Origin of the sequence: Leptospira abararensis (assembly GCF_016918735.1) — a bacterium.
In the GTDB taxonomy this organism is placed as follows: Bacteria; Spirochaetota; Leptospiria; order Leptospirales; family Leptospiraceae; genus Leptospira_A; species Leptospira_A abararensis.
Map to the genome: position 1 here is coordinate 1 of NZ_JAFFPR010000035.1, position 23,079 is coordinate 23,079.

Here is a 23,079-nt window from a genome sequence, read left to right on the forward strand (position 1 = left end):
AATACAATCCCTGCTTTGGTTCTGAGTCCTTCTCTGATCAAATAGTGATGAAGTCCTGCAACAGCTAGTAGCGAAGGGATGGCTGCTTTTTTCTCACCCACACCGTGATCGGTTAAGATGATAAGGTTCACCCCTTGTTCACGAACCGCTTTGGCTGCATCGGCACAAACACGATCCAGTGAGTTTCTCATATCATGTTTTTTGGATGGATCAAAAAGGATGGCAAAGGTTTTGGCTTTGAAATGACCTTCGCTACTAGCTGTTGCAGGACTTCATCACTATTTGATCAGAGAAGGACTCAGAACCAAAGCAGGGATTGTATTAGAATCCGGCGAACCAAGAGAAGTGGCCCACTTTGCATTGTTATGTGGTTATGGCGCCAATGCCATCAATCCATATCTTGCTTTTGAAACCATTGCTGATTTATCACAACAAGGTTTACTTCCAGAAGTTCCCAATTACAAGGATGCGAAAAAGAAATACATCAAATCCATTGGGAAAGGACTTTTCAAAGTATTCTCTAAAATGGGAATCTCCACATTACAGTCGTACTGTGGTGCCCAAATTTTTGAAGCTGTAGGACTTGATTCAGAACTTGTCAACACTTACTTTGCAGGAACCCAATCCAGAATCGAAGGACTTTCTTTGGAAATGTTGGAAGAAGAAACCGTTCGCCGCCACAAAGCAGCATATGATCCTACATTCTTCCCTAATAACTTGGAACCAGGTGGAGTTCACTACTACCGTAAAAATGGAGATAGCCATCTTTACACTCCGATTACTGTACATAAATTACAGAAAGCAACACAAGACAACGACTACAAAACTTTTAAAGAGTTTTCAAGCCTAATCGATAACCAAAACGAAAAGGCCATCACTCTTAGAAGTTTATTCCATCTCGACTTCGAAGGATCCAAAGGAATCCCAATTGAAGAAGTGGAATCTGTGAAATCCATTCTGAAACGTTTCCAAACAGGAGCGATGAGCCATGGATCCATTTCTTGGGAAGCACATACGACACTTGCGATTGCCATGAACCGAATTGGCGCTAAATCCAACACAGGCGAGGGTGGCGAAGATCCAGTCAGGTTCAAAACTCTTCCCAATGGAGATAGCATGCGTTCGGCGATTAAACAAGTCGCTTCTGCTCGTTTTGGCGTGACTATGGAATACTTAACCAATGCCGATGACATCCAAATCAAAATGGCACAGGGCGCAAAACCAGGAGAAGGTGGTCAGCTTCCAGGACACAAGGTCGATAAATACATTGGATGGCTTCGTTATTCCACACCAGGTGTGACTCTCATCTCCCCTCCTCCTCACCATGACATTTATTCGATTGAAGATTTAAAACAGCTGATCTTCGATTTAAAAAACTCAAACCCAAGAGCACGAGTCTCGGTAAAATTAGTTTCTGAATCAGGTGTAGGAACTGTGGCTGCAGGAGTTGCCAAAGCTCATGCAGATCATATCCTCATTGCAGGTCATGAAGGCGGAACGGGTGCAAGCCCGATCTCTTCCATTCACCATGCAGGAACTCCTTGGGAACTTGGACTTTCTGAAACCCACCAAACCCTCGTCGCCAATGGACTCCGTGATCGCGTGTATCTAGCAGTGGATGGAAAACTCCTCACTGGAAAAGATGTGGTTGTGGGAGCTCTGCTCGGTGCTGAAGAGTTTGGATTCTCAACTTCTGCACTCGTCTCCGTGGGTTGTATCATGATGCGTAAATGCCACTTGAATACCTGCCCTGTGGGAGTTGCCACACAAGATGAATTCTTAAGAAGTAAATTTACCGGCAAACCAGAGTATGTTGTGAACTTTATGACCTTTGTTGCAGAAGAAGTACGCGAAATCATGGCGAAACTTGGATTCAGAACCTTCGAAGAGATGATCGGACAAGTGGAAAAAATCAAATTCAAACGACCTCACCACCACTGGAAGGCACGGGGACTTGATTTTACAAAAGTGCTCCATAGACCAACTCCTGTATTTCCAACTGGTTTATTCCGCGCGAAAGAACAGAACCACCACTTGGATGAACAAATCGACAACGAACTGATTCGTAAGTCACTTCCTGCGATTGATCACAAACAACCTGTCAAAATCCAAACTACGATCGTGAACTTAAATCGTTCCGTAGGGACAATGCTCAGCCACGAAGTAACGAAAAAGTATGGAGTCGATGGTCTTTCCGAAGACACGATCGACATCGAATTTACAGGAACCGCAGGACAGTCCTTTGGCGCTTTTGTTACCAAAGGGATGACACTTCGTTTGATTGGCGAAGGCAATGACTATGTAGGAAAAGGTCTTTGTGGCGGGAAACTCATCTTCCAAACGCCAAAAACGGCCCCTTACAAAGCAGAAGAAAATATCGTCATCGGTAACACTTGTTTTATTGGAGCAACCAGTGGGAATGCTTATGTAAATGGGATTGCTGGCGAAAGATTCTGCGTTCGTAACTCAGGGGCTCATGTCATAGTCGAGGGAACGGGTGACCACGGTTGCGAATATATGACCGGTGGCCGAGTTATCATCCTCGGTGATATTGGAAGAAACTTTGCTGCCGGTATGTCTGGTGGGATTGCTTACCTTTGGGATCCAAAGAAAAACAAAGAAGCCCAGATCAACAAAGAAATGGTCGACTTAGATCCGTTAACGGATGCCACCGAAATTGCGGAAGTAAAGAAGATGGTAGAAGATCATAAAACTTACACAGGCTCTAAGAGAGCAGAAGAAGTTCTTAACAATTGGGACACAGTCGTCAAAGAAATGATCAAAGTGATTCCGAGAGATTATAAAAAAGCTCTAGAAAAAATGGCCGAAGAAACTGCATCGGGAAAACCAAACAAAGAAGGGGTAACAGCTCGTGGGTAAACCAACAGGATTTTTAGAATTTAAAAAAGAATACCTTCAGAAAATTGAACCGAAGGAACGAGTAAAGAACTATAAAGAGTTCGAAAAACCGTTCCCAGAGACTGTTGCCAAAGACCAAGGCGCTCGTTGTATGGACTGCGGAATTCCGTTCTGTCATGGAGATACAGGTTGTCCTGTTGACAACCTCATCCCTGAGTTCAATGACTTTGTGTTTCGAGGTCGCTGGAAAGAGGCTTGGGAAAATTTATCGAAGACAAACAACTTTCCTGAATTTACCGGAAGGTTGTGCCCGGCACCTTGTGAGTCGGCTTGTACCTTAGGAATCATCGAGCCGCCTGTTTCGATTAAGTCTATTGAAAGAACTATCATTGATCGTGCTTGGGAAGAAGGATGGGTCATTCCACAACCACCCGTTTCCAAATCAGGAAAAAAAGTTGCCGTTGTTGGCTCGGGACCAGCGGGTCTTGCCGCAGGACAACAGTTAGCTCGTGCCGGACATACAGTCACCGTCTTTGAAAAAAATGATCGTATTGGTGGCCTACTCCGCTACGGAATTCCTGACTTCAAAATGGAAAAAAGACATATTGATCGCCGCATGAAACAAATGGAAGCAGAAGGTGTGACTTTTAAAACCAATGTCAATGTAGGTGTAGACATCACCGCCAAGCAATTATTAGCTGATTTTGATTCTGTCGTGCTTGCATGTGGATCCGAAGTTCCAAGAGACTTACCCGTAGAAGGGAGAAAAAGCAAAGGAGTCTACTATGCTATGGAGTTTTTATCCAAAAACAACAAACATGTTGCTGGCGACGATATTGAAATCATCAATGCGAAAGACAAACATGTCATCGTAATTGGTGGTGGAGATACTGGTTCGGATTGTGTAGGAACCTCCAACCGCCATGGTGCCAAATCAGTCACTCAAATTGAACTTTTCCCAGAACCGCCAAAGGAAAGAGACTCTTCGACTCCTTGGCCACTTTATCCTAAAATGCTCCGCACCTCCACCTCACATGAAGAAGGTGTCAGTCGAAAATGGGCCGTTTCCACGATGGGTTTTAAATCCAATGAAAAAGGCGAAGTCACTGCCATTTACGGATCGGAAGTAAAAGAAGAAAATGGAAAATTCAATCCAGTTCCAGGAACCGAATTTGAATGGCCTGCGGATTTAGTCTTTCTAGCCATGGGATTTGTAAATCCTGTCAAAGAGGGATTACTCGCTGATTTACAAAAAGAAGGACTGGAACTTGACGGACGAGGGAATATAAAGGCGGATTTTGGAACAAAACCGGGATCTTTTGCAACTTCTGTACCAAAAGTGTACGCTTGTGGAGACGTGAGACGAGGGCAATCCCTCATTGTTTGGGCCATTTCCGAAGGAAGGAAGTGTGCAGACCAAGTCCACCACTTCCTTATGCAAGACCTAGAAGGATAAAACTCCTTTCCTTAAGAACCACATTTGGAACATGCCTTGTCATAACAGGGATAATTTGTTTCCAAATGTGGACTTACTTTCGAACCATCTTTGGCAAAAAAATTCTTGCCTAACTTCCAAATTGCAAAAATCATTGGAGAGATCAATTGAAACGTAGCAAGTAACACTATAGAGATTGTTATATAATATTCCAACACTTGAGATACCCTTGAAACTGACTATTACACAATTCATTAAATTCGCAACACTTTTGGTAGTGCTCGCAGGTAACCTATCCGCAGAGAACATCCTTCTCAAAAAAGGGGGAACTCTCCAGGGTAAGGTGGTCGAACAAGACCAATATAAGCTAAAAATTCGAAAAGAAGACGGGACCACTGTTGTTCTCAACAAAACCGACATTCTGAAAGTGGTGTATAAAGACCACCTAACTGCTGCAGAGGAAGACAAACTCAGAAAAGCCGAAGAAGAAAAAGAAAGGCTTAAAAAAGAAAAAGAAGAATTAGCTAAACTCAAAAAAGAGCAAGAAGAAGCAGCTCGTTTAGAAAAAGAACTAGCATCAAAAAATGCATCAGCTGAAGCAGAAGCCAAACGGAAAAAAGAAGAAGAAGCAAAGTTAGCCGAAACCGACCGCAAAAACCTAACAAGAACAGGTGCCGCATGGCGATCGGCAGTACTCCCTGGTTGGGGCCAATGGAAACAAGACCGAAAGGTTCAGGCAATTGTTTATCCATCCATCATTGCTATTGGACTCTTTTTCACATACGACAAACACCGTATGTATTTAAACGCCAAACGTGATTATAATAATTTAGAAAATCCTTATACAACAAACGGTTTGATCCGTGCGGCTTTTACACCTCAAGGTACCGCTACGGTATCGCCTGCAGAGGCAGTGGTAGCAAGCCAACTCGGTCCTTTCAAGGGACAAAGAGAATCTGTCGAACGTCACTATCAGGAAATGCAATATATAGGAGTGGCAACCCTTCTCGTCTATTTTTGGAATATCTTTGATGCTTATTACTTCCACCCAACAGGTTCTGGCCTAAGTATGGAAGACACTCGCAAAGAAAAATTCTTCATGCACTCCTCTGTAGATCGCGTAGGATACCACCCAACGGCGATTGCGGGAGATCGTGGTATCGAACATCGTACACAATTAGGATATGAGTTTACTTTCTAACCGCTGTTAGAAAGTCCGCTACCCAACCCCTCACCAATTAGATTCAGTCTAAGTCTCAAAGTCCCCCTTGACAAATATCAAGGGGCGATTCAAAGAACCAGATTCTGTTTTTCTTTCTTTTCTTCGTCACTTTATAGACAAAGGAATTAGTTCGCTATATATATTGGAACTGATAAAGATTAAGGAGAGAAACATTGGCTACGGAAAAAACTCAATATGACGATTTTATCGTAAAAGGGTTTATCATTTCAGCGTTAGTCTGGGGCGTCGCATCAATGACATTCGGTGTCATTATTGCCTTCCAGCTTGTATATCCACAGCTGAATTTGGAACTACCTTGGACGAGCTTCGGAAGGTTACGACCTCTACATACCAATGCTGCCATTTTTGGATTTGCATTGAGTGTTATCTTCGCCACAGCGTACCACACAGTACAAAGATTGTGTCGAACTAGAATGTGGAATGACACACTTTCCAAAATACACCTGGCATTGTATAACCTAACAATTGTCCTCGCAGCGATTACATTACCACTTGGATACAGCCAATCAAAAGAATATGCCGAATTAGAATGGCCTCTCGACTTATTGATTGTTGTATGGTATGTAATTTTCTTTGCAAACTATTTGATGACGGTGATCAAACGAAAAGAAGAACAAATGTATGTGGCTATTTGGTTCTACATTGCTTCTTTTGTAACTGTTCCGCTTCTTTTTATCGTAAACAACATCGTAATCCCAGCAGGATTCTTAAAATCTTACTCGGTATATGCAGGTGTGTTTGATGCCAACATCCAATGGTGGTATGGACATAACGCAGTAGCATTTGTTCTTACGACTCCATTTTTGGGACTTATGTATTACTACCTCCCAAAACACATCAAACAACCCATTTACTCTCATAGACTTTCGATCATTCACTTCTGGTCGTTAATCTTTATTTATATTTGGGCAGGTCCTCACCATTTACTTTACTCTCCAATTCCAGAATGGTTACAAACAACAGGGATGGTATTCTCCATCATGTTATGGATGCCTTCTTGGGGTGGTATGTTAAACGGATTCCTTACTCTGACCCAAGCAAAAGATAAAATCAAAGTGGATGCAACCCTCAAAATGATGTTAGCTGCTGTAACCTTTTATGGTATGTCTACATTTGAAGGTCCCCTTCTTTCCATTCGTGCGGTTTCTGCTCTTGGACACAACACTGACTGGATCATTGGTCACGTTCACTCAGGTACACTCGGTTGGGTCGGATTTATGTCTGCCGCAGCTCTATACTACCTAGTGCCAAGACTTTGGAATTCCAATCTCTATAGCGAAAAACTAGCAAACGCACACTTTTGGCTCGGAACTCTCGGTATCCTACTCTATATCATTTCTATGTGGGTATCTGGAATTACGGAAGGTTCTATGTGGCGAGCAGTCGGCGAAAACGGCGAACTCGTTTATAAAGACTGGGTGGAAATTGTTGAGTTCTTAAAACCATTTAGACTTTTCCGTGCGATTGGAGGAACACTCTATCTAACAGGAATTCTACTTATGGTGTATAACTTTATCAAAACCATTCAAAACAAAGATAGTGGGTTTGTAGAACAAGACTTACGTATAGGAGTGAAATCATAATGTTTGGATTTAACAAATTCTTAGATTGGTTTTCAGAAATTGCAGACCGTTGGGATACAAAGGGTGTTAAGTTTACTCTCTATACAACGATTGCCGTTGTGATTGGTGGACTTTTTGAACTAATCCCACCGTTTTTTTTGACAAAAACGGTAACACCCATTTCCACTGTAAAACCTTATTCCGCATTGGAACTGGCAGGACGTGACACTTACCAAAAAGAAGGATGTATCGGATGCCACACGCAAATGGTTCGACCATTCAAATGGGAAGTGGACCGTTTTGACCCAACAAAGGCTTACGGAAGAACTGGATATTCTAAAGGTGGAGAGTATGTTTATGATCACCCTTTCCTTTGGGGATCCAAACGTACAGGTCCAGACTTAGCGCATGAATCTCAAATGTTACGTTCTGACGAATGGCATAAAAACCATTTGATCAATCCGAGAACAGTGGGTGGAGTACCTAACTCTATTATGCCAGCCTATCCATGGTTATTCGAAGAATCACATAAGATAGATGTAGAACAAGTAGTATCTAACATGAAGGCTCTTAAATCCATCGGGGTTCCTTACACAGAAGAAGACTTTGCCAATGCACCATCTCTTCTAAAGGACAAAACCGAAGGACAAGCCCTCGTAGCTTATTTGCAAAAACTGGGAAGAGATTCTGCAGAGTTGCAAAAAGGTATGAAGTAAGATCATGAACGAAGCAGACATTCTACTCGTTTATAAAAGTCTGAGATTGCCGATACTCGTGATCGCAATCTCTTACATCACCTACTACGTTTATAAAAAACGTACGAAAGACGAAATGGAGAAACCCAAGTATAGAATGCTTGAGGAGGATTAATACGAATGAAAGAACCAAAAGAAGTAGACGGAATCTTCCAAGCCGACAACCCGATGCCCACTTGGTGGAAATTGGTCTGGCTCATCAGTATCATCGTTTCCATCGGTTATGTTGTATACTTTCACTGGTATTCTGAATGGCCGCAAGAAGTTGCGTTTGAAAAAGAAGTTGCAGAACACGAAGCGCAATTTCCAGCCAAACAAGCAATTGTTGCGAACACAGAAGATGGATCAAACCCTTACCGTGACGATGCAGTTGCTATCAAAGAAGGTGAAGGAACTTACAAACAAATTTGTTCCGCTTGCCATGGCCCAACTGCAGAAGGTGCTGTAGGACCAAGTCTTGTAGATAAAGATTGGATTCATGGAAACACTGACAAAGAAGTGTTTAACAATATCATGAAAGGAATTGGCCCAGAAAGACAAAAACTCAACCGAGGGGGAATGCCAGCTTGGGAAGGTTTAGGTGCTGAAAAAGTGTATGCCGTGATGGCATGGATTGCCACTAAAAATAGTAGTTTGGTAAAGGCTAAATAAAGATGATCATTTCAAGACCACAGACAGGGAAAGTAAGAACACGTAGAAACTTCGTTATGAGTTTTCTCGTAGGTTTATTTTTAGCAGCGCCATGGGTAGTGTTACCAGATAGTAGCCCTCTCATCCGGCTGGACATCCCTCATAGGATGTTTCACCTGTTTGGTGGTCTTTTTATCCCACAAGAAGGATTAATTTTATGGTTTTTCCTGCTGACAATGGGGCTCTCTCTTTTCTTTTTCACCTCCGTCATTGGCCGTGTTTGGTGCGGATGGGGGTGTCCTCAAACCATTTATACCGATCTATTCGATAGAATTGGTCGGTTTGTTTTGGATTCTAAATATGGGAAGAAGGATGCATCGATTCACGGAAAACTCACAGTATACTTTCTTTGGGTTGTTGTATCCTTTATTGCTTCCTTCCATTGGATTGCTTACTTTGTAAGTCCCTATGAAATGTTAGCTGACTATACCAATTTAGCTGCATTTTCACAAACTTACTTTTATTTTACATTATTCTTTACTGCGGCTATGTTTATCGATATCGGATTTATCCGAGAGCAGTTCTGCCGTTATGCTTGCCCATATGCAAGATTCCAAACCCTCCTAATGGATGAACATTCTTGGAATGTGACTTATGACTTCAAACGAGGGGAACCTCGCCGCGATGGGAAAACCAAAATCGGGGATTGTATCTCTTGCAATATGTGTGTGGTTGTTTGCCCTACCGGGATCGATATCCGTGAAGGTCTACAAGTTGGTTGTGTGGCTTGTGGAAAATGTGTAGATGCATGCACATCCATCATGGCAAAAGAAGACAAAAAAACACTGATCGGATACTTCTCTCTGAAACAAATTGAAACCGGTGCCAAAATCAAATGGATTCGTCCAAGAACCGTTGTTTATGCGATTCTTTTGACAGTGGTCATTTCAGGAGCGATCATCCAACTCATTACAAGAAGTCCTATGTCGATGATTGCCGCATCTAATAAATCCATGCCCCCGATTCTAATTCCCGAAAACAAAATCAGGGCATTCGTCGCTCTACGCATTCAAAATATTGCGCCAATTGAAAAGGAATTCCATCTCTCTGCATTTGATACAAGACATGGAAAAGAAATTTTAATTCGCTCCGGTGAGGAAAACAACCAATTCAAATTGGGATCAGGCGAAATCAAAAGTATTTCTGTGGTTTTAGAGACACAATCTCTCACAGAACAAGAATTAAATGAAGGATATTTACCAGGTTCTATTGTGTTAAACAATGCACAAGATCCAGACGAACGGTTGGAGAAAAAACTCTCCTTAACATTACCAAGGAGGTAATGATGTTTAAAGAATTACACCCAAGCTTACGAAACGCCATGTATGTGGTACTTTTTAGTTTTACTGCTCTTGTGGCAGCCACGTTCTATACCATTCGTCTTACTTACAAAAACTTTGAACCGGTAATGGATAAAAACTATTACGAAATCGGACTCAACTACGAAAAGGCAATTGAGAACCAAAAGGAACTTTTGAAACAGGGGTATGTCTTAAAATCCAATTGGGACAACTTGAACCTCATTCCGTTCGGGGAATCCGAAATTTCAGTCCAATTGGAAAAAGCTGGAACTATTACTGCTGCAAAGTCTATGGTCGTGTATTTAGAACGAAATGCAACGACAAAGAACACAGTACATTATAACTTAAAACCAAACGCAAATGGATTTAGCGGCAAAATTCCACTTTTAGAAAAGGGAACTTGGAATTTGCGGCTGGTTGCAGACATTGATGGTAAATCCTTTGAAAGAGAAGGAAAGATCTCCGTTCGATGAACGAAAACCTTTCAGTCCTAACCAAAACAGAATGTGACCATTGTGGAAATCCCATCCGATTGGTAAGGATTGAAGCAAAGGTCGCAAATGATACAAAAGTTTTTTGTTGCGAAGGTTGTGAAACAGTTTACTCCATCATCAACTCACTCGGTGGAAGTTACTATTACAACTTAAAGGGAAACACAAAACTTGATCCTGTAAACATCGAAGATAACGATCTGGATCTGGAAAACGAACTTGTATACGAAAAGTTTGTTCGCACCTCAGGAAATCATTCTGAAGTTTCCATCCAAATCACGAATATCCATTGTTCTGCCTGTGTTTGGATCAATGAAAAAGTTTTAAACGAAGAAGAGGGAATCCTCTCGACTCAAATCAATTTTGCCTCCGGTAGAGCAAGAGTTCGGTTTGATCGTTCCAAAATCAAAATCTCTCGAATCCTAACTCTCATTCGTGCCATTGGGTACAAACCTGTCCTATTCTCCCCAACAGAAGGAACACTCGAAAAAACAAAACAACTAAAAACCCTACTCCTTCGTATCGGTGTGGCCGGGTTTTGTTTTGGAAATATCATGATCTTAAGTGTTGCCTTATATTCAGGATATTTCACTGGAATTGACTTAGATATCAAACGCCTTTTCCACTATGCCTCTTGGGTATTTGCCACTCCTGCGTATTTATATTCCGGATATCCTTTTATGTCTGGCTTTTTAACAAGTGTCAGACGACGCACACTTTCTATGGACTTCCTATTGTTTTTAGGAATTTCCATGGCCTATTTTTATTCGGTTTATGTAACACTGACTGATGTGGGTGAGGTCTATTTTGATTCGGTGGCGATGATTTACTTCTTTATATTGATTGGGAAGTACTTCGAAGAAAAAGCCAGAGTGTTTGCTTCTGATAAATTAGAATCCATTCTTTGTAAACTTCCAGAGACTTCCATCCGAGTGACAGACTCTGGGGAAGAAACAATTCCCAGTAGTGAAATCAAAACTGGAGACAAAATTCGTGTGGCTCCAGGAAAACGCATTCCAGTGGATGCCATCCTTATCTCTGAACAAACCTATGTAGACGAATCCTTTCTCACTGGTGAGTCTTTACCGATTCGAAAAAAACGAGGGGACAGTATCCTTGCCGGTTCCCTCGCAATGGACAACCCAGCACTAATCGTCGCAGGTTCTGATTATCATGCCTCCACTCTTTCTTCCCTCAAACTCAGGTTAGAGGAAGCACTCCATCTCAAACCAAAATTACAAATTCTCACAGAACGTATCGCTTCGTATTTTATCTCTGTAGTCTTTGGACTGGCGTTTTTATGTTTTTTTGTTTGGTACTTTGTATCAGGTGGGAACCTAGAACAAAGCCTTGTGACAACCATTTCTGTTCTGATTGTGGCCTGTCCTTGTGCATTGGGGATTTCTGTTCCCACAGCCCTTGTTACCAATCATATTCTCAATGCCGATAAAGGTGTACTTTTAAAAAATCCTTCTGTTGTGGAAGCACTCGCCAAAGCCAACACCATCTTTTTAGATAAAACAGGGACTCTAACCGAAGGTAAATTTTTAGTAAGACAAGTATCTGTATCCGATGACCACCTACCACTTGTTTATCGAATCGAAAAAGAAGTGAACCATCCTTTGGCCAAATCACTTGTGAAATATTTAGACCCATTTAGTTCTGTTACTAAAAGAGCAAACTCCATCAGGCTGCTAAATTTAGAAAACATCCCTGGGCGTGGAGTGAAAGCAGAATTAGAAATGGATTCTAATTCACTTTCCGTGCTGATTGGGAACAGAAGTTTACTCGAAAAAGAACAAATCCCGATGGAAAAAATGCCCGAAGGGGAAGGATCTTTGATTTTACTTGCTGTGAATGGAACTTATCGGGGAAGTTTTTTACTCGCAGATGAAATACGACCTGGTGCCAGGTCTTTTGTTTCCTTACTCAAACACTTTGTTCCGAACCTATCTATCCTTTCTGGGGATCGTTATGCAGCTGTGAAGTTCATTGCAGATACACTCGGAATCGAAAAATATTCCTCTGACCTTTCCCCCGAAGACAAACGCGGCCTCATCGCTGCATCCCAAAACAAAGGAAATATTGTCATTATGGTGGGAGATGGGATCAATGATAGTTTGTCTTTGGCACAGGCCAATGTTTCCATTTCTCATACAGAAGCAGAAGACCTCTCTTTAGAAAAATCAGATGTTGTTTTGACTTCAGGCAATTTGAATGGGCTTGTGCATTCCCTACTTTCTGCAAAAAAAACAAGAGAGGTTATTTTACAAAATATCATCATATCTTTCTGTTATAATTCCATCATGTTACCACTTGCCATGTTCGGGCTTATGTTGCCCGTAATCTGTGCTGTGTTTATGGCATGTTCTAGCTTGACAGTCCTTCTCAATTCTCTTTCCATTAGATTTAGGATCCCCCAATGGAAGCCCTCTACTTAACCATCCCTATGGCAATGTGTATTGCCGCCTTCTTTCTCTATGTCTTTATCACTGCTTTTCGCAAAGGCCAGTTTGAGGACATAGAATCTCCCAAATATAGAATGTTCTTCGAAGAAGAAGAATACCCACAAAGTAAGTCAAAACCAAATCAAACCGATGGACCAACTAGCAAATCTTAGCTTCTTTGTATCCATACTTGTGTATGGATTCGTCAGCAGTTTTCATTGTTTGGTGATGTGTGGTCCCTTTGTTTCGCTTCTACAAACAGAAAAAGGAAAACCCATTCCCATTTATCTCTACCACCTAGGAAGAATGATTTCTTATACTTTTTTAGGTATGGTACTTGGCTTTCTTGGCAAAGGAGCCAATGCCTTAGGAGATCTAACTGCGATCAAAGGTGTTGCAGGAGTATTTACTTTTTTATTTCTGATTGTATTTGCCATCCGCACCTACTCCCTCAAATCAACTTCAACGTTTGGAGCTTTGCCTCAAGGGATTCGAAAGTTTTTAGAGAAGGTTCGTTCTCGGTTTAGTAAAAATGGACTTGGATTTGGAATCGGAATTGTGAGTGCCCTACTCCCTTGTGGAGTTTTGTATCCAGCCTATGCAGCATCCTTTGCCACAGGAAACCTACTCACAGGAGGTCTTGTGATGTTCTTCTTTTATTTGGGAACAGTTCCGGCACTCACCGGACTGAGTATCCTTGTAGGAAAATGGAGGCACCACATCCAACCGAAGTGGATTCCAGCTTTTGGAACTCTTATGATTTTAACTTCTCTCAGTTTTTTACTCTATAGATTGTTTTTCCATAATCATGGAGAATCTTGTGACCACTTGTTGTAACTCCAGTGTTCTCTTAACTTATTTCAGTTAAACTGTCGCTTACATCCACCTAATACTGAAATACGGTCACTAGTGCCGTATACTTAAAAACTTCTCCCTCGGAAATATTTTTCTTTGAAGTGACTCACTAAGTCTTGGTTGATATTGGTATCGTTGTTATTGCCAATCACGGCGATGAGTTTTTTTGCTAAGTTTCGGTCATGATTGACTAACCATCGTCTATACTGAGTATTCAGTTCCGACTCTCCTACAAGGATGACCTCGCTTGGTGACTGTAAGGTATTCGTGATCTCCTCAAAATCCCAGACATCCGATTCCATCGGTTTCTCCCAAGTTTTAGATCGCATTTGGTCTGATTCAAATTTGATCATCTCAATTCGTTTTTTGTTGAGGTATAGGATGCAGGCGTTCATATTTTCACTTCCCTTTCCTAAATTATGACGCAAAGGAAAACAAAATCACACCCTTTTTAAAAAAACCTTCTGTTCTCTTTCCTAACTTTTATCATTGATAAATGTCAATCCATACTCAAACTCACAATCGATTCTGAACTGAGTTCATCCACCAGATAATGGATATTAGTTGATAGTTCACTAGGCTCAATGATCAACTCATTAAAAAATAATAGGGAAAAGACCAAACTAGAAGTAGCTAAAGCGACATAAATTTTGCGTTTAGTCTTCTCGGTTCTGATCCTAACTTTGGTCTGTCTTACTAAACGTAATTCGAAATCAGAATCATTCAAAAGTTGTTCCCATTTTTTAGGATTCTTGGAATTCATTTTTTCCTCCTGGTATGTGTTTGCGGATCCATTCTTTCATTCGGAACAAACGTGACTTTACTGTTCCTTGTTGGATTTCCAATTCCTTCGCAATTTCTTCCATCGTATTACCAGCCAAATAAAGGCGTAAGGTTTGGCGATACACTTCAGGGATCCTGTCAAGCATGGATTCGATCCAGTCTTCCTTTTCCCATGTAGCTGCATCGCGTGCGCCCGAAAGTTGAACTTTGTTTTTTACTAAGTATCGTTTTGCTTTCTCTTCTTCTCGTAATCGTTTTTCATTCATACGTAAGGATTCATTACGAGCAATGGTGTAGATCCAAGTAGAAATCTTGGACCTTCCATCAAACCCACCCTTCTCCAAAGATTTAAAAGCACGAAAGTATACTTCCTGAACTACATCTTCTGTAGCATCATCAAAACGGTCGATGAGAGTATCACCGACCGTTTTAAGAACCAAATATTTGGTTTCTTTGACTACTGTTTCGAAGTCAAACTCTGGCATTGTTTACTCTTCCGGTGGTTGGTGGCGGCTTGCGAAACGTTCCACTAGATCAGCAAATTTTTCCCTTTGTTCTGGTTTTAAAACTGCATGGAATTCAACAAGTTTGGATTGAAAAAACTTACGCATCTCTTGATGGCGAGTTTCTCTTTCGATACTCATTTTATCCAATAACTTGGTATCAATTTTCTCAGCCCGAATCTGTGTAGCCATTTCCTTTGCCCAAGATTCATGTTTTGGTTTCATTTCTTTGTGTTTAGCAATGAGTTCCGCTTTGATGGTTTCTAATTTTGCTTTTTGTGTTTCATCCAAATCTAATTTGGATGTCAGTTTAGAAGCCACCCATTCGATACGTTTTTCGAAATCTTTATGTCCACGGCAATTTCCGAAGGCAAATGCCATAACGGATACAAGACCGACTGTTGTTGTGATTTTTAAAACTTGTTTGAGAGAGATCATAAAACCTTCCTTGTTTGTTTGGGAAATAAGACCCGGAAGATCGAGGAAGAGTTCCCTACCTCTGAAAAAAAGAGGCAGGGACTAAAAAATTTAAATTAGAAACTTGGAAACGGGTCTCCCGTAATATAACCATCTGTTTTCAAATCTTGGCATGAAATGATATTGGCGATTGTTGGACCAAGGACCACTCCTTTAAACCCTTGGATGTCAGTAATACACTGATCTATATCAGCTTTGACATAGTATTTTTCAGACTGGATATTTGCAATATCCGGCGCCACTAAACTAAGTATACTGATGTCAGCTCTACCAATTAAAATGATAGATCTGACTAAGTCCGTTTGGATAGCCGCATCAGTAATTCGGGAAGCCGCAACAGAACCTTTTTCACGATCGATCGTTGCGCCTGCTGGATTTAAGATCAAACAGTTAGTTAGCGAAAACGCTAAAGCAACAAAAAGTAATTTTTTTAACATAAATGTTTCCTTGGACAATGGTTTCACCAAATCTAATTCATCCATATTTGTGTTTCAAGAAAAAACTAGAGTGATTCTTTAATTAACAGTGGTCAATCGCCTACGATAAAGATAGTGAGATACCAATTGTTTTTCTTTTTTTCAAAGAAGGCTCTGTAGTCAAGAGGACTACGTAAGAACCGGTCACATACGTACCCTGGTTTTCCTTGCGGTGTACATATTTTTTTCCAGTTACAGTTACTTTCCTTCTCCAGACGCCTTCCATCCAAATCATCTGCTTCTGCTCTCACAATTTGATAACTAAGCTTTTCGATGGATTTTGATTCTTTGGAAGCATCTTCTCTTACGTTGACATTCTTGCCAATGACCAAATAATGAGTGAAGGGATCATAATCACCAGGGAAGGTTTCGAAAAAATAGGGAGCCACCATTTGTCCTTCTTTGTTCTGTCGAAAACCCAATTTGACAACCTCTTCCATCAGTTCCCAAAAATTAGAAGATGATGGTTTTTCTGTTAGTTGGAATGATTTTAAAAAATCCTTTTTTCCCTCCTCCCCACCAAAAGAAAAATGAATGTCTTTGTCGATTACCTCTTCCAAGGTTTTCCGGTCTTTGGATTTCAGGATTTTTTGGAATTTGTTTTTGAATTCAACAAAACTTTTATCCTTCGCCGAATGGTCGATAGGTGTTAACGTTTTTGATGTAAAAGGGTCACAAGGTAAGAGAATTGTAGGGACGAGGAAAAAAAGAAGAAGAAATGTGTAGTATTTTAGCATAAAACTTGCGAGAAGGATAAACCAAACCTGTAAAGAATCAATTCTTTTTCGACATATTTACGGCAATGGCACATTGTTTTGCGATCCCAAGATTTTCCCGGATTTCTTCTAATGAAAGTTTTTTCCGTTTGAGTTCACATACTTTCAAAAATAGGTCGGCATATTCTTTGTCCAATTTTTCGCCCTCTTCGTCTTCTTCTGTAAGCACTAGTTTGGCGATATCGACACAGGATCTTTCCGATTCCGGTAATAGTTGAAAGATGGTTTTTACGGTTTCTTCTTTTTGTTTACAAGAAACATTAGTGGGTTGTTTTTCCTTTCCCACGAGAACTGCCTGGGAAAAAGGAAATAGGAGAACGAGAAGTGAAAGTCTGATTTTAAACATCGGCAACATAAATCTTCTTCCCATTTGGATTTGGTCGAGTATCTTTCGTCCTATCCAAGAGAATTTAGGAAACTATGAACCAAGCCACACGCAGAGAACACGACCTTTTGGGGGAGCGAGATCTCCCGGCCTTTGTCTATTGGGGCATCCATACCCTGCGAGCCCTAGAAAATTATCCCATTACTGGTAAAACCATCGGAACCTATTCTGACTTAGTTCGAGCCCTTGCTTATATCAAAAGGGCCTCTGCCAAAGCCAATTTACAACTGGGACAACTTTCCAAAGAAAAAACAAAAATGATTACGGAAGCCTGCGATAGAATCCTAAACGGTGAGTTCCATTCTGAATTTGTTGTAGATGTAATCCAAGGTGGGGCTGGGACTTCCACCAATATGAATGCCAATGAAGTGATTACAAATATAGCTTTAGAAATGAATGGATTTTCAAAGGGAGACTACGATCACCTACATCCCTTAAATGATGTCAATATGTCGCAAAGTACAAATGATGTATACCCCACTTCCATTAAAGTTGCTGCGGTGTTTGCCATCAAAGGATTACTCGCGGCGATGGAAGGGCTCCAATTAGCTTTCCGCAAAAAATCAGAAGAGTTCAAGGATATTTTAAAGATTGGTAGAACCCAATTGCAAGATGCAGTGCCTATGACCCTGGGACAAGAATTTTCTACCTACGATGTTATGTTAGGTGAGGATATCAGCCGATTAAAAGAAGCTACCTCCCTCATTGGAGAAATCAATTTAGGGGCTACGGCCATCGGTACCGGAATCAATACAGACATTCGGTATTCTCAAATTGTCACGGATATTTTATCCAACGACACAGGGCTTAGTCTAATTGCCGCACCCAATTTGATCGAAGCCACCCAAGACACAGGCGCCTTTGTACAGTTATCTGGTGTTCTCAAACGAATTGCGACCAAACTTTCTAAAGTATGTAATGACCTAAGACTTCTTTCCAGTGGGCCACAAGGTGGGTTTAACGAAATCAATCTTCCTGCCAAAGCTGCAGGATCCTCCATTATGCCGGGAAAAGTAAACCCTATCATCCCAGAAGTGGTCAACCAAATCGCTTATGAAGTGATTGGAAACGACATCACGATCACAATGGCGGCAGAAGCGGGACAACTCCAACTGAATGCTTTCGAACCTATTATCGCCCATAGTCTTTTTAAAAGTATTGAGCACCTAACAGCCGGTTGTAAAACATTAGAAACCAATTGTATCAATGGAATTACAGCCAATCGTGAACTACTCGAATCTCGAGTCAAAACCTCTGCAGGCCTTGCCACGGCCTTAAATCCATACATTGGGTACGAAAACGCAACCCTTGTAGCAAAGAAAGCCCTATTAGAGAACCGATCGGTTGAATCCATCGTACTTGAACTCGGATTATTAGAAGAAACTAAACTAAAAGAGATTCTGAGACCAGAAATCCTCACATCACCCCATACACTTTAGAATAGGTTTATTTCTTGCTTTCTTTTTCTTTTTTTGGAAAATACGCTCGGCTCTATTCGTAATTTATGAAACAATTAAGTATGGTATACCTAGTTGAAGATGATGTGATCACAACATTTCTCATCAAAACTTTGATGGAGAAATTTTCTTTTGCAGACGAAATCCATGGATTCCAAAATGGTGAGGATGCCTTAAATGCCCTCTTAAGCGGATCTGTCGACCCTGACTTATTATTTTTAGATTTGAATATGCCCATCATGGATGGATGGGAGTTCCTAAGTGCTATAAGCAAACATCCCAAATACGCAAAACTTCCCATCTATATCCTCACCTCTTCCATTGACCCCACTGACAAGGCTCGTTCCGCAGAATTCAAAAATGTAAAAGGCTACCTTGTAAAACCCCTCTCCCTTAGAGATTTACAATCGATCAACCCCTCAGTGGGCTAATGAGACATATTTTTTTCTTCAGTTTTTCCCTTCTTGGCCGATCTTTTAGATGTGAGACTGACTGATATTCCCTCTGTATCTTCTGTGTTAAATCGGATGGAATCCCTTTCCAAACTTTCGGAAAATCCGAAGTCGTTGGTTTCTTTTCCTGATGTTTTAGAGAGGGAATGGAACAAACAAAACCCAGCACAAAACCTGCCAGTAGTTCCTTCTCAAATAAAGCCCGTTGATTCCATCTCCCTCCCCTTTCCCGAAGAAAGGTCCAAAACCACTCTGTCATCAACGGATCTTGGAAACAAACCAACAGACATTCTCGGAACCATTGAATCGATTGCGAAATCCCAAGGGATGGATCCCAATTTGGTAAAAGCCATGGTCAAAGCAGAATCGAATTTTAAACCCCAAGCTGTATCTCCCAAAGGTGCCATGGGCCTTATGCAACTGATGCCAGAAACAGCAGAATCTTTAGGAGTCGCAGATCCCTTTGATCCCGAAGACAATATTGGCGGTGGTGTGAAATTTTTAAAAGGCCTAATGAAAGAATTCAAAGATCCGGAAAAAGCCATTGCGGCTTACAATGCAGGGCCAGGCGCAGTGAAACGATACAAAGGCATTCCTCCTTACGAAGAAACACAAAAATACGTAAACAAAGTCAAACGTTACTATAAAGATTTTAGTTCTTAAAATTTAGAATCTAATAAAAAGTTAGGTATCCAAACTTTTTCTGCAGGCCGGCTGTATACACATCAAACGGACGTTTGATGGCAGTACCTAGCCAAGCTTCGTCTACTTTTTTCACAATAAATTGCAAACTCTTTTCATTTTTGATCTTTTCTGCTGTGGCTCTTTGGATGAGGACATCCGCTTCACTGACAGGAACGATTGCAAAGGACCGAGAATTACGACGAAACAGTCCTGACTTTTGTATCAGCTGGATGTCTTGGTTCCAAATTCCATCCACATACAAAAACGATTTATCGGAAACCTTTTCCTCACGCATGTATTTCGTTTTCGTACCCGTTTGGAAATAGAAAGCAAAGGAAAATTCTTTTGGTAGATAAATGGGATCTGATTTTAAAATCAGAGCTTGTCCAAAAGCCTTGGTCAGATTTTTGGATTGGAGTTCCCATGGTTCTTTGTTCAATGATTTTAAGTTTTTGAAAACAAAATAGATAGAGCCAGCAATACAAAGAACAATGACAATCGATGCAGTGATCGTATTTAATTCTTTTTCTGTTTTTAATAACACATGGCCAATCCCAAGCACGATGAGTGGCAGTAGGATGAGTAACGCTGATGAATACCAAGTTTTGAATAAAAATGAGATGGAGTTTGGTCCAAAAAAATCTGTATAGGAAAAGTAAACGAGAGAGAGGATAAAAAAACCAAGATACCCCAGTAAAAATAGGAAGGGCATGTTTTTCTTTTTATAGAATACAGAAGTTTTTTGCGCGGCCTTACGAGACCCACGAATTCCAGTAAAGATTACAAAAAAAGTAAATCCAAGATAAAACATAATAAAACTAGAAAAAAAAGCAAAAGCAGTAAAGGTAGGAAAGATGAGAAGATCTGTCATCTTCTCCAATCGAAAAGTTAAAAAGACAAGAAGTAAAAACACGAGACAAAGTGTCTCAGTGAAATAAGAAGTAGGGAAACCATAGGAAAACGGCAAAAAAGCAGCCAGGTAAACCAAAAGGTAATGGTTTCGTTTCCACTCTTCTTGTTTTAGTAACAACATAAAAAGATGAAGGAAAAGACTATAAAAAAGTCCAGCTAACACAAGAAAGGATGGGATATAATTCATCCCAAAAAGTTTTTTCCATGCCACAACAAACCAGATAGCGAGTGGTTCTCTGGCGGAAACGAGTCCCCCTTCTTCTGTTGCGGCCTTGGTATTGGCCAAAAACTCCCATTCGGTCTCGGTAGTAGGAAATGGTCTAAAATAAGAAAACAGAGCAAAGCCCAAACTTAAGAGTAAGATGCTAAAAAGGAAAGGAAGTGGTGAAAAAGGTTTAGGGTCTCGCATCTTGGAAAAGGCTCAAATTGCCTAGTCCTGTATAAATTTTTAGGTGAAAATATTCCAGAAGATTTTCAATTATACATAGAATTTATAAAACGAGGCAAAGAATGTCCGCCGAAAAAAAAGATTACCTTCTCGTGGACGAGAATGGGCAGGGAAAACCTGACAAACCATGGATTTTTAGGACTTATGCAGGGCATACCAATGCAAAAGCCTCCAATGAGTTGTACAGAAAGAACCTTTCTAAAGGCCAAACAGGGCTTTCCATTGCATTTGATCTCCCAACACAGTGTGGTTATAGTTCCGACCACGAGGTATCACGCCCAGAAATCGGAAAGGTGGGAGTTCCCATCAACTCTTTAGAAGACTTTCGTATTTTATTCGACCAGATCCCGATTGAAGAGATGAACACCTCCATGACCATCAATGGAACCTCCATGTGGTTACTTTCGCTATATGTTGCCCTTGCTGAAGAACGCGGTGTCCCACTCGAAAAACTCAATGGAACCACTCAAAACGATCTTATCAAAGAATACTTAGCGCGCGGAACCTATATCTATCCTCCTAAAGAATCTATGAAAATCATCGTGGATATGTATGAGTATAGTTTACACAAAATTCCTAAATGGAATCCGTCTAACATTTGTTCCTACCACTTACAAGAAGCAGGTGCCACTCCTGTCCAAGAACTTTCCTTTGCGCTAGCAACCGCCATTGCCGTGTTAGATGCCATTAAAGAAAGAAACTGTTTTACAGCAGAAGAATTTGAGCAGTGTGTGGGTCGGATTTCCTTTTTTGTCAATGCAGGGATTCGTTTTGTGGAAGAGATGTGCAAAATGCGCGCCTTCACAGAAATGTGGGAAGAGATCACAACAGAACGTTATGCCGTAAAAACAGCAAAATACCGAGTGTTCCGTTATGGAGTGCAAGTCAACTCCCTTGGACTTACAGAAGAACAACCGGAAAACAACGCGTGGAGGATTCTTATTGAATCCCTGGGTGTGACACTTTCTAGAAATGCAAGATGCCGTGCCCTCCAACTCCCTGCTTGGAACGAAGCCCTTTCCCTCCCAAGACCTTGGGACCAACAATGGTCACTCCGTTTACAACAAGTACTTGCTTATGAAACAGACCTTCTCGAATACCCAGACATCTTCGAAGGATCCAAAGTCATTGAATCGAAAGTAAAGGCTCTCAAAGAAGAAGCCAAACTCGAGATTCAAAAGATAATCGATATGGGCGGAGCCCTTGTTGCGATTGAAAATGGATACATGAAATCTCAACTTGTGAAATCACAAACAGAGAGACTTTCCAAAATCAATTCCAACGAACTAGTGATTGTTGGAAAAAACAAATGGACCGACGGAATCAAATCTCCACTCATGACTGACTCGGATGGAGGTATCTTTAAAGTAGATCCTAAATCCGCCGAACAAACATTAAACGTATTAGCGGAAGCAAAAACTCGCCGTAACGCGGAAGTAGCAAAAAAATCTTTAGAGGAACTAAAACAAGCAGCGAAAGATGGGAAAAACTTGATGCCTTATTCGATTGCTTGTGCAAAAGCACTTGTGACTACAGGGGAATGGGCGGATGCTCTTCGCGAAGTGTATGGGGAATACAACCCACCCACTGGTGTGGATGGCCAAAAGTTATTTTTGTCGGATGATAAAGTTTCTACAGTTCGTGGGAAAGTGGACGCCTTTACCAAAGCCAATGGACATAGACCCAAAATTGTTGTGGGAAAACCAGGACTTGACGGCCATTCGAATGGGGCTGAGATGATTGCAGTATCCGCAAAACACAGTGGTTTTGATGTGATTTATTCAGGAATTCGCCTTTCTCCAGAAGAAATCGTTCAGTCCGCCGTCGAAGAGAATGCCAATGTCATTGGACTATCCATTCTTTCTGGTTCTCACAAAGAAATCGTAAAACAGTTGTTTGATGAACTTACTCACTACAAGGCAAAAATCCCTGTAGTGATTGGCGGAATCATTCCTGAATCCGACTTTGAAGAACTAAGAGCTATGGGAATTCGGGAAATCTTTACACCAAAAGATTATGATCTCATGTCGATTATGAACAAAATCATCGATATCATCACCGTAGAACCAGTTCTCGTTTAAACGAAGG

General features: G+C 41.0%; 24 protein-coding genes and 1 pseudogene. 16 read left to right on the plus strand and 9 right to left on the minus strand.

Annotation, left to right across the window (positions count from 1 at the left end):
• The coding region (locus JWG40_RS10545) for a glutamate synthase central domain-containing protein (protein ID WP_232369318.1) at window positions 1-191 on the minus strand (191 nt) is incomplete at its 3' end.
• Window positions 192-246: 55 nt separating this feature from the next.
• On the opposite strand from JWG40_RS10545, the pseudogene gltB reads away from it, so the two are divergent.
• The 12 genes and pseudogenes from gltB to JWG40_RS10605 form a co-directional block, all read left to right on the plus strand.
• A pseudogene (gltB, locus tag JWG40_RS10550) lies at window positions 247-2,880 on the plus strand (glutamate synthase large subunit); the annotation flags it as partial.
• A complete protein-coding gene (locus JWG40_RS10555; protein ID WP_205285773.1) occupies window positions 2,873-4,315 on the plus strand; it encodes a glutamate synthase subunit beta in 1,443 nt (480 codons plus the stop codon). The pseudogene gltB and the gene JWG40_RS10555, both read left to right, overlap by 8 nt.
• Before the next feature lie 208 nt (window positions 4,316-4,523).
• On the plus strand, window positions 4,524-5,495 hold the full coding sequence (locus tag JWG40_RS10560; RefSeq protein WP_205285774.1) for an LA_0442/LA_0875 N-terminal domain-containing protein: 972 nt from the start codon (window positions 4,524-4,526) through the stop codon (window positions 5,493-5,495).
• 194 nt (window positions 5,496-5,689) lie between these two features.
• On the plus strand, window positions 5,690-7,120 hold the full coding sequence (gene ccoN, locus JWG40_RS10565) for a cytochrome-c oxidase, cbb3-type subunit I (protein WP_205285775.1): 1,431 nt from the start codon (window positions 5,690-5,692) through the stop codon (window positions 7,118-7,120).
• Entirely contained in the window at window positions 7,120-7,815 is a 696-nt protein-coding gene (gene ccoO / locus JWG40_RS10570; RefSeq protein WP_205285776.1) for a cytochrome-c oxidase, cbb3-type subunit II, read from the plus strand. The genes ccoN and ccoO overlap by 1 nt, the downstream gene beginning before the upstream one ends.
• 4 nt (window positions 7,816-7,819) lie before the next feature.
• The gene (locus tag JWG40_RS10575) at window positions 7,820-7,969 is read left to right on the plus strand and encodes a cbb3-type cytochrome c oxidase subunit 3 (RefSeq protein ID WP_135578242.1); all 150 of its coding nucleotides are present in this window, start codon (window positions 7,820-7,822) and stop codon (window positions 7,967-7,969) included.
• 5 nt (window positions 7,970-7,974) lie between these two features.
• Window positions 7,975-8,505, plus strand: coding sequence for a c-type cytochrome (locus JWG40_RS10580; protein WP_205285777.1), 531 nt, complete (start codon window positions 7,975-7,977; stop codon window positions 8,503-8,505).
• 2 nt (window positions 8,506-8,507) lie between these two features.
• Complete coding sequence (gene ccoG / locus JWG40_RS10585) at window positions 8,508-9,827, plus strand: cytochrome c oxidase accessory protein CcoG (protein ID WP_205285778.1); 1,320 nt, start codon at window positions 8,508-8,510, stop codon at window positions 9,825-9,827.
• A complete protein-coding gene (locus JWG40_RS10590; RefSeq protein ID WP_232369320.1) occupies window positions 9,827-10,318 on the plus strand; it encodes a FixH family protein in 492 nt (163 codons plus the stop codon). The genes ccoG and JWG40_RS10590 overlap by 1 nt, the downstream gene beginning before the upstream one ends.
• Window positions 10,315-12,777: a heavy metal translocating P-type ATPase gene (locus JWG40_RS10595; protein ID WP_205285779.1), complete on the plus strand. Its 2,463-nt coding sequence runs from the start codon at window positions 10,315-10,317 to the stop codon at window positions 12,775-12,777. Before JWG40_RS10590 ends, JWG40_RS10595 begins: the two co-directional genes overlap by 4 nt.
• Entirely contained in the window at window positions 12,759-12,956 is a 198-nt protein-coding gene (locus tag JWG40_RS10600; protein WP_002975779.1) for a cbb3-type cytochrome oxidase assembly protein, read from the plus strand. Before JWG40_RS10595 ends, JWG40_RS10600 begins: the two co-directional genes overlap by 19 nt.
• Window positions 12,934-13,620 carry a sulfite exporter TauE/SafE family protein gene (locus tag JWG40_RS10605; protein WP_205285780.1) on the plus strand — a complete coding sequence of 229 codons (687 nt, stop codon included), beginning with the start codon at window positions 12,934-12,936 and terminating at the stop codon, window positions 13,618-13,620. The genes JWG40_RS10600 and JWG40_RS10605 overlap by 23 nt, the downstream gene beginning before the upstream one ends.
• 83 nt (window positions 13,621-13,703) lie before the next feature.
• On the opposite strand, the gene JWG40_RS10610 is transcribed toward JWG40_RS10605, so the two are convergent.
• The 7 genes from JWG40_RS10610 to JWG40_RS10640 form a co-directional block, all read right to left on the minus strand.
• Entirely contained in the window at window positions 13,704-13,991 is a 288-nt protein-coding gene (locus JWG40_RS10610; RefSeq protein ID WP_205285940.1) for a hypothetical protein, read from the minus strand.
• A gap of 146 nt (window positions 13,992-14,137) precedes the next feature.
• Complete coding sequence (locus JWG40_RS10615; RefSeq protein WP_205285781.1) at window positions 14,138-14,401, minus strand: hypothetical protein; 264 nt, start codon at window positions 14,399-14,401, stop codon at window positions 14,138-14,140.
• Window positions 14,382-14,906, minus strand: a complete 525-nt coding sequence (locus JWG40_RS10620) for an RNA polymerase sigma factor (RefSeq protein WP_205285782.1) — start codon at window positions 14,904-14,906, stop codon at window positions 14,382-14,384. The genes JWG40_RS10615 and JWG40_RS10620 overlap by 20 nt, the downstream gene beginning before the upstream one ends.
• Before the next feature lie 3 nt (window positions 14,907-14,909).
• Window positions 14,910-15,362, minus strand: a complete 453-nt coding sequence (locus JWG40_RS10625; protein ID WP_135660925.1) for a Spy/CpxP family protein refolding chaperone — start codon at window positions 15,360-15,362, stop codon at window positions 14,910-14,912.
• A gap of 95 nt (window positions 15,363-15,457) precedes the next feature.
• Window positions 15,458-15,838: a TIGR04452 family lipoprotein gene (locus JWG40_RS10630; RefSeq protein WP_205285941.1), complete on the minus strand. Its 381-nt coding sequence runs from the start codon at window positions 15,836-15,838 to the stop codon at window positions 15,458-15,460.
• A 92-nt stretch (window positions 15,839-15,930) separates the two neighbouring features.
• Window positions 15,931-16,614: an SH3 domain-containing protein gene (locus JWG40_RS10635; RefSeq protein WP_205285783.1), complete on the minus strand. Its 684-nt coding sequence runs from the start codon at window positions 16,612-16,614 to the stop codon at window positions 15,931-15,933.
• 37 nt (window positions 16,615-16,651) lie between these two features.
• Entirely contained in the window at window positions 16,652-17,008 is a 357-nt protein-coding gene (locus tag JWG40_RS10640) for a hypothetical protein (RefSeq protein WP_205285784.1), read from the minus strand.
• A gap of 65 nt (window positions 17,009-17,073) precedes the next feature.
• Between JWG40_RS10640 and JWG40_RS10645 the strand changes: the two genes are divergently transcribed.
• The 3 genes from JWG40_RS10645 (at window position 17,074) to JWG40_RS10655 (ending at window position 19,610) form a co-directional block, all read left to right on the plus strand.
• Complete coding sequence (locus tag JWG40_RS10645) at window positions 17,074-18,477, plus strand: aspartate ammonia-lyase (protein ID WP_205285785.1); 1,404 nt, start codon at window positions 17,074-17,076, stop codon at window positions 18,475-18,477.
• A gap of 80 nt (window positions 18,478-18,557) precedes the next feature.
• The gene (locus JWG40_RS10650) at window positions 18,558-18,926 is read left to right on the plus strand and encodes a response regulator (protein ID WP_232369322.1); all 369 of its coding nucleotides are present in this window, start codon (window positions 18,558-18,560) and stop codon (window positions 18,924-18,926) included.
• Window positions 18,927-18,977: 51 nt separating this feature from the next.
• Window positions 18,978-19,610, plus strand: coding sequence for a lytic transglycosylase domain-containing protein (locus JWG40_RS10655; RefSeq protein ID WP_205285942.1), 633 nt, complete (start codon window positions 18,978-18,980; stop codon window positions 19,608-19,610).
• Window positions 19,611-19,620: 10 nt separating this feature from the next.
• On the opposite strand, the gene JWG40_RS10660 is transcribed toward JWG40_RS10655, so the two are convergent.
• Window positions 19,621-20,952 carry a hypothetical protein gene (locus JWG40_RS10660; RefSeq protein WP_205285787.1) on the minus strand — a complete coding sequence of 444 codons (1,332 nt, stop codon included), beginning with the start codon at window positions 20,950-20,952 and terminating at the stop codon, window positions 19,621-19,623.
• A gap of 101 nt (window positions 20,953-21,053) precedes the next feature.
• On the opposite strand from JWG40_RS10660, the gene JWG40_RS10665 reads away from it, so the two are divergent.
• Entirely contained in the window at window positions 21,054-23,072 is a 2,019-nt protein-coding gene (locus JWG40_RS10665; protein WP_205285788.1) for a protein meaA, read from the plus strand.
• The last annotated feature ends 7 nt before the right edge of the window (window positions 23,073-23,079 follow it).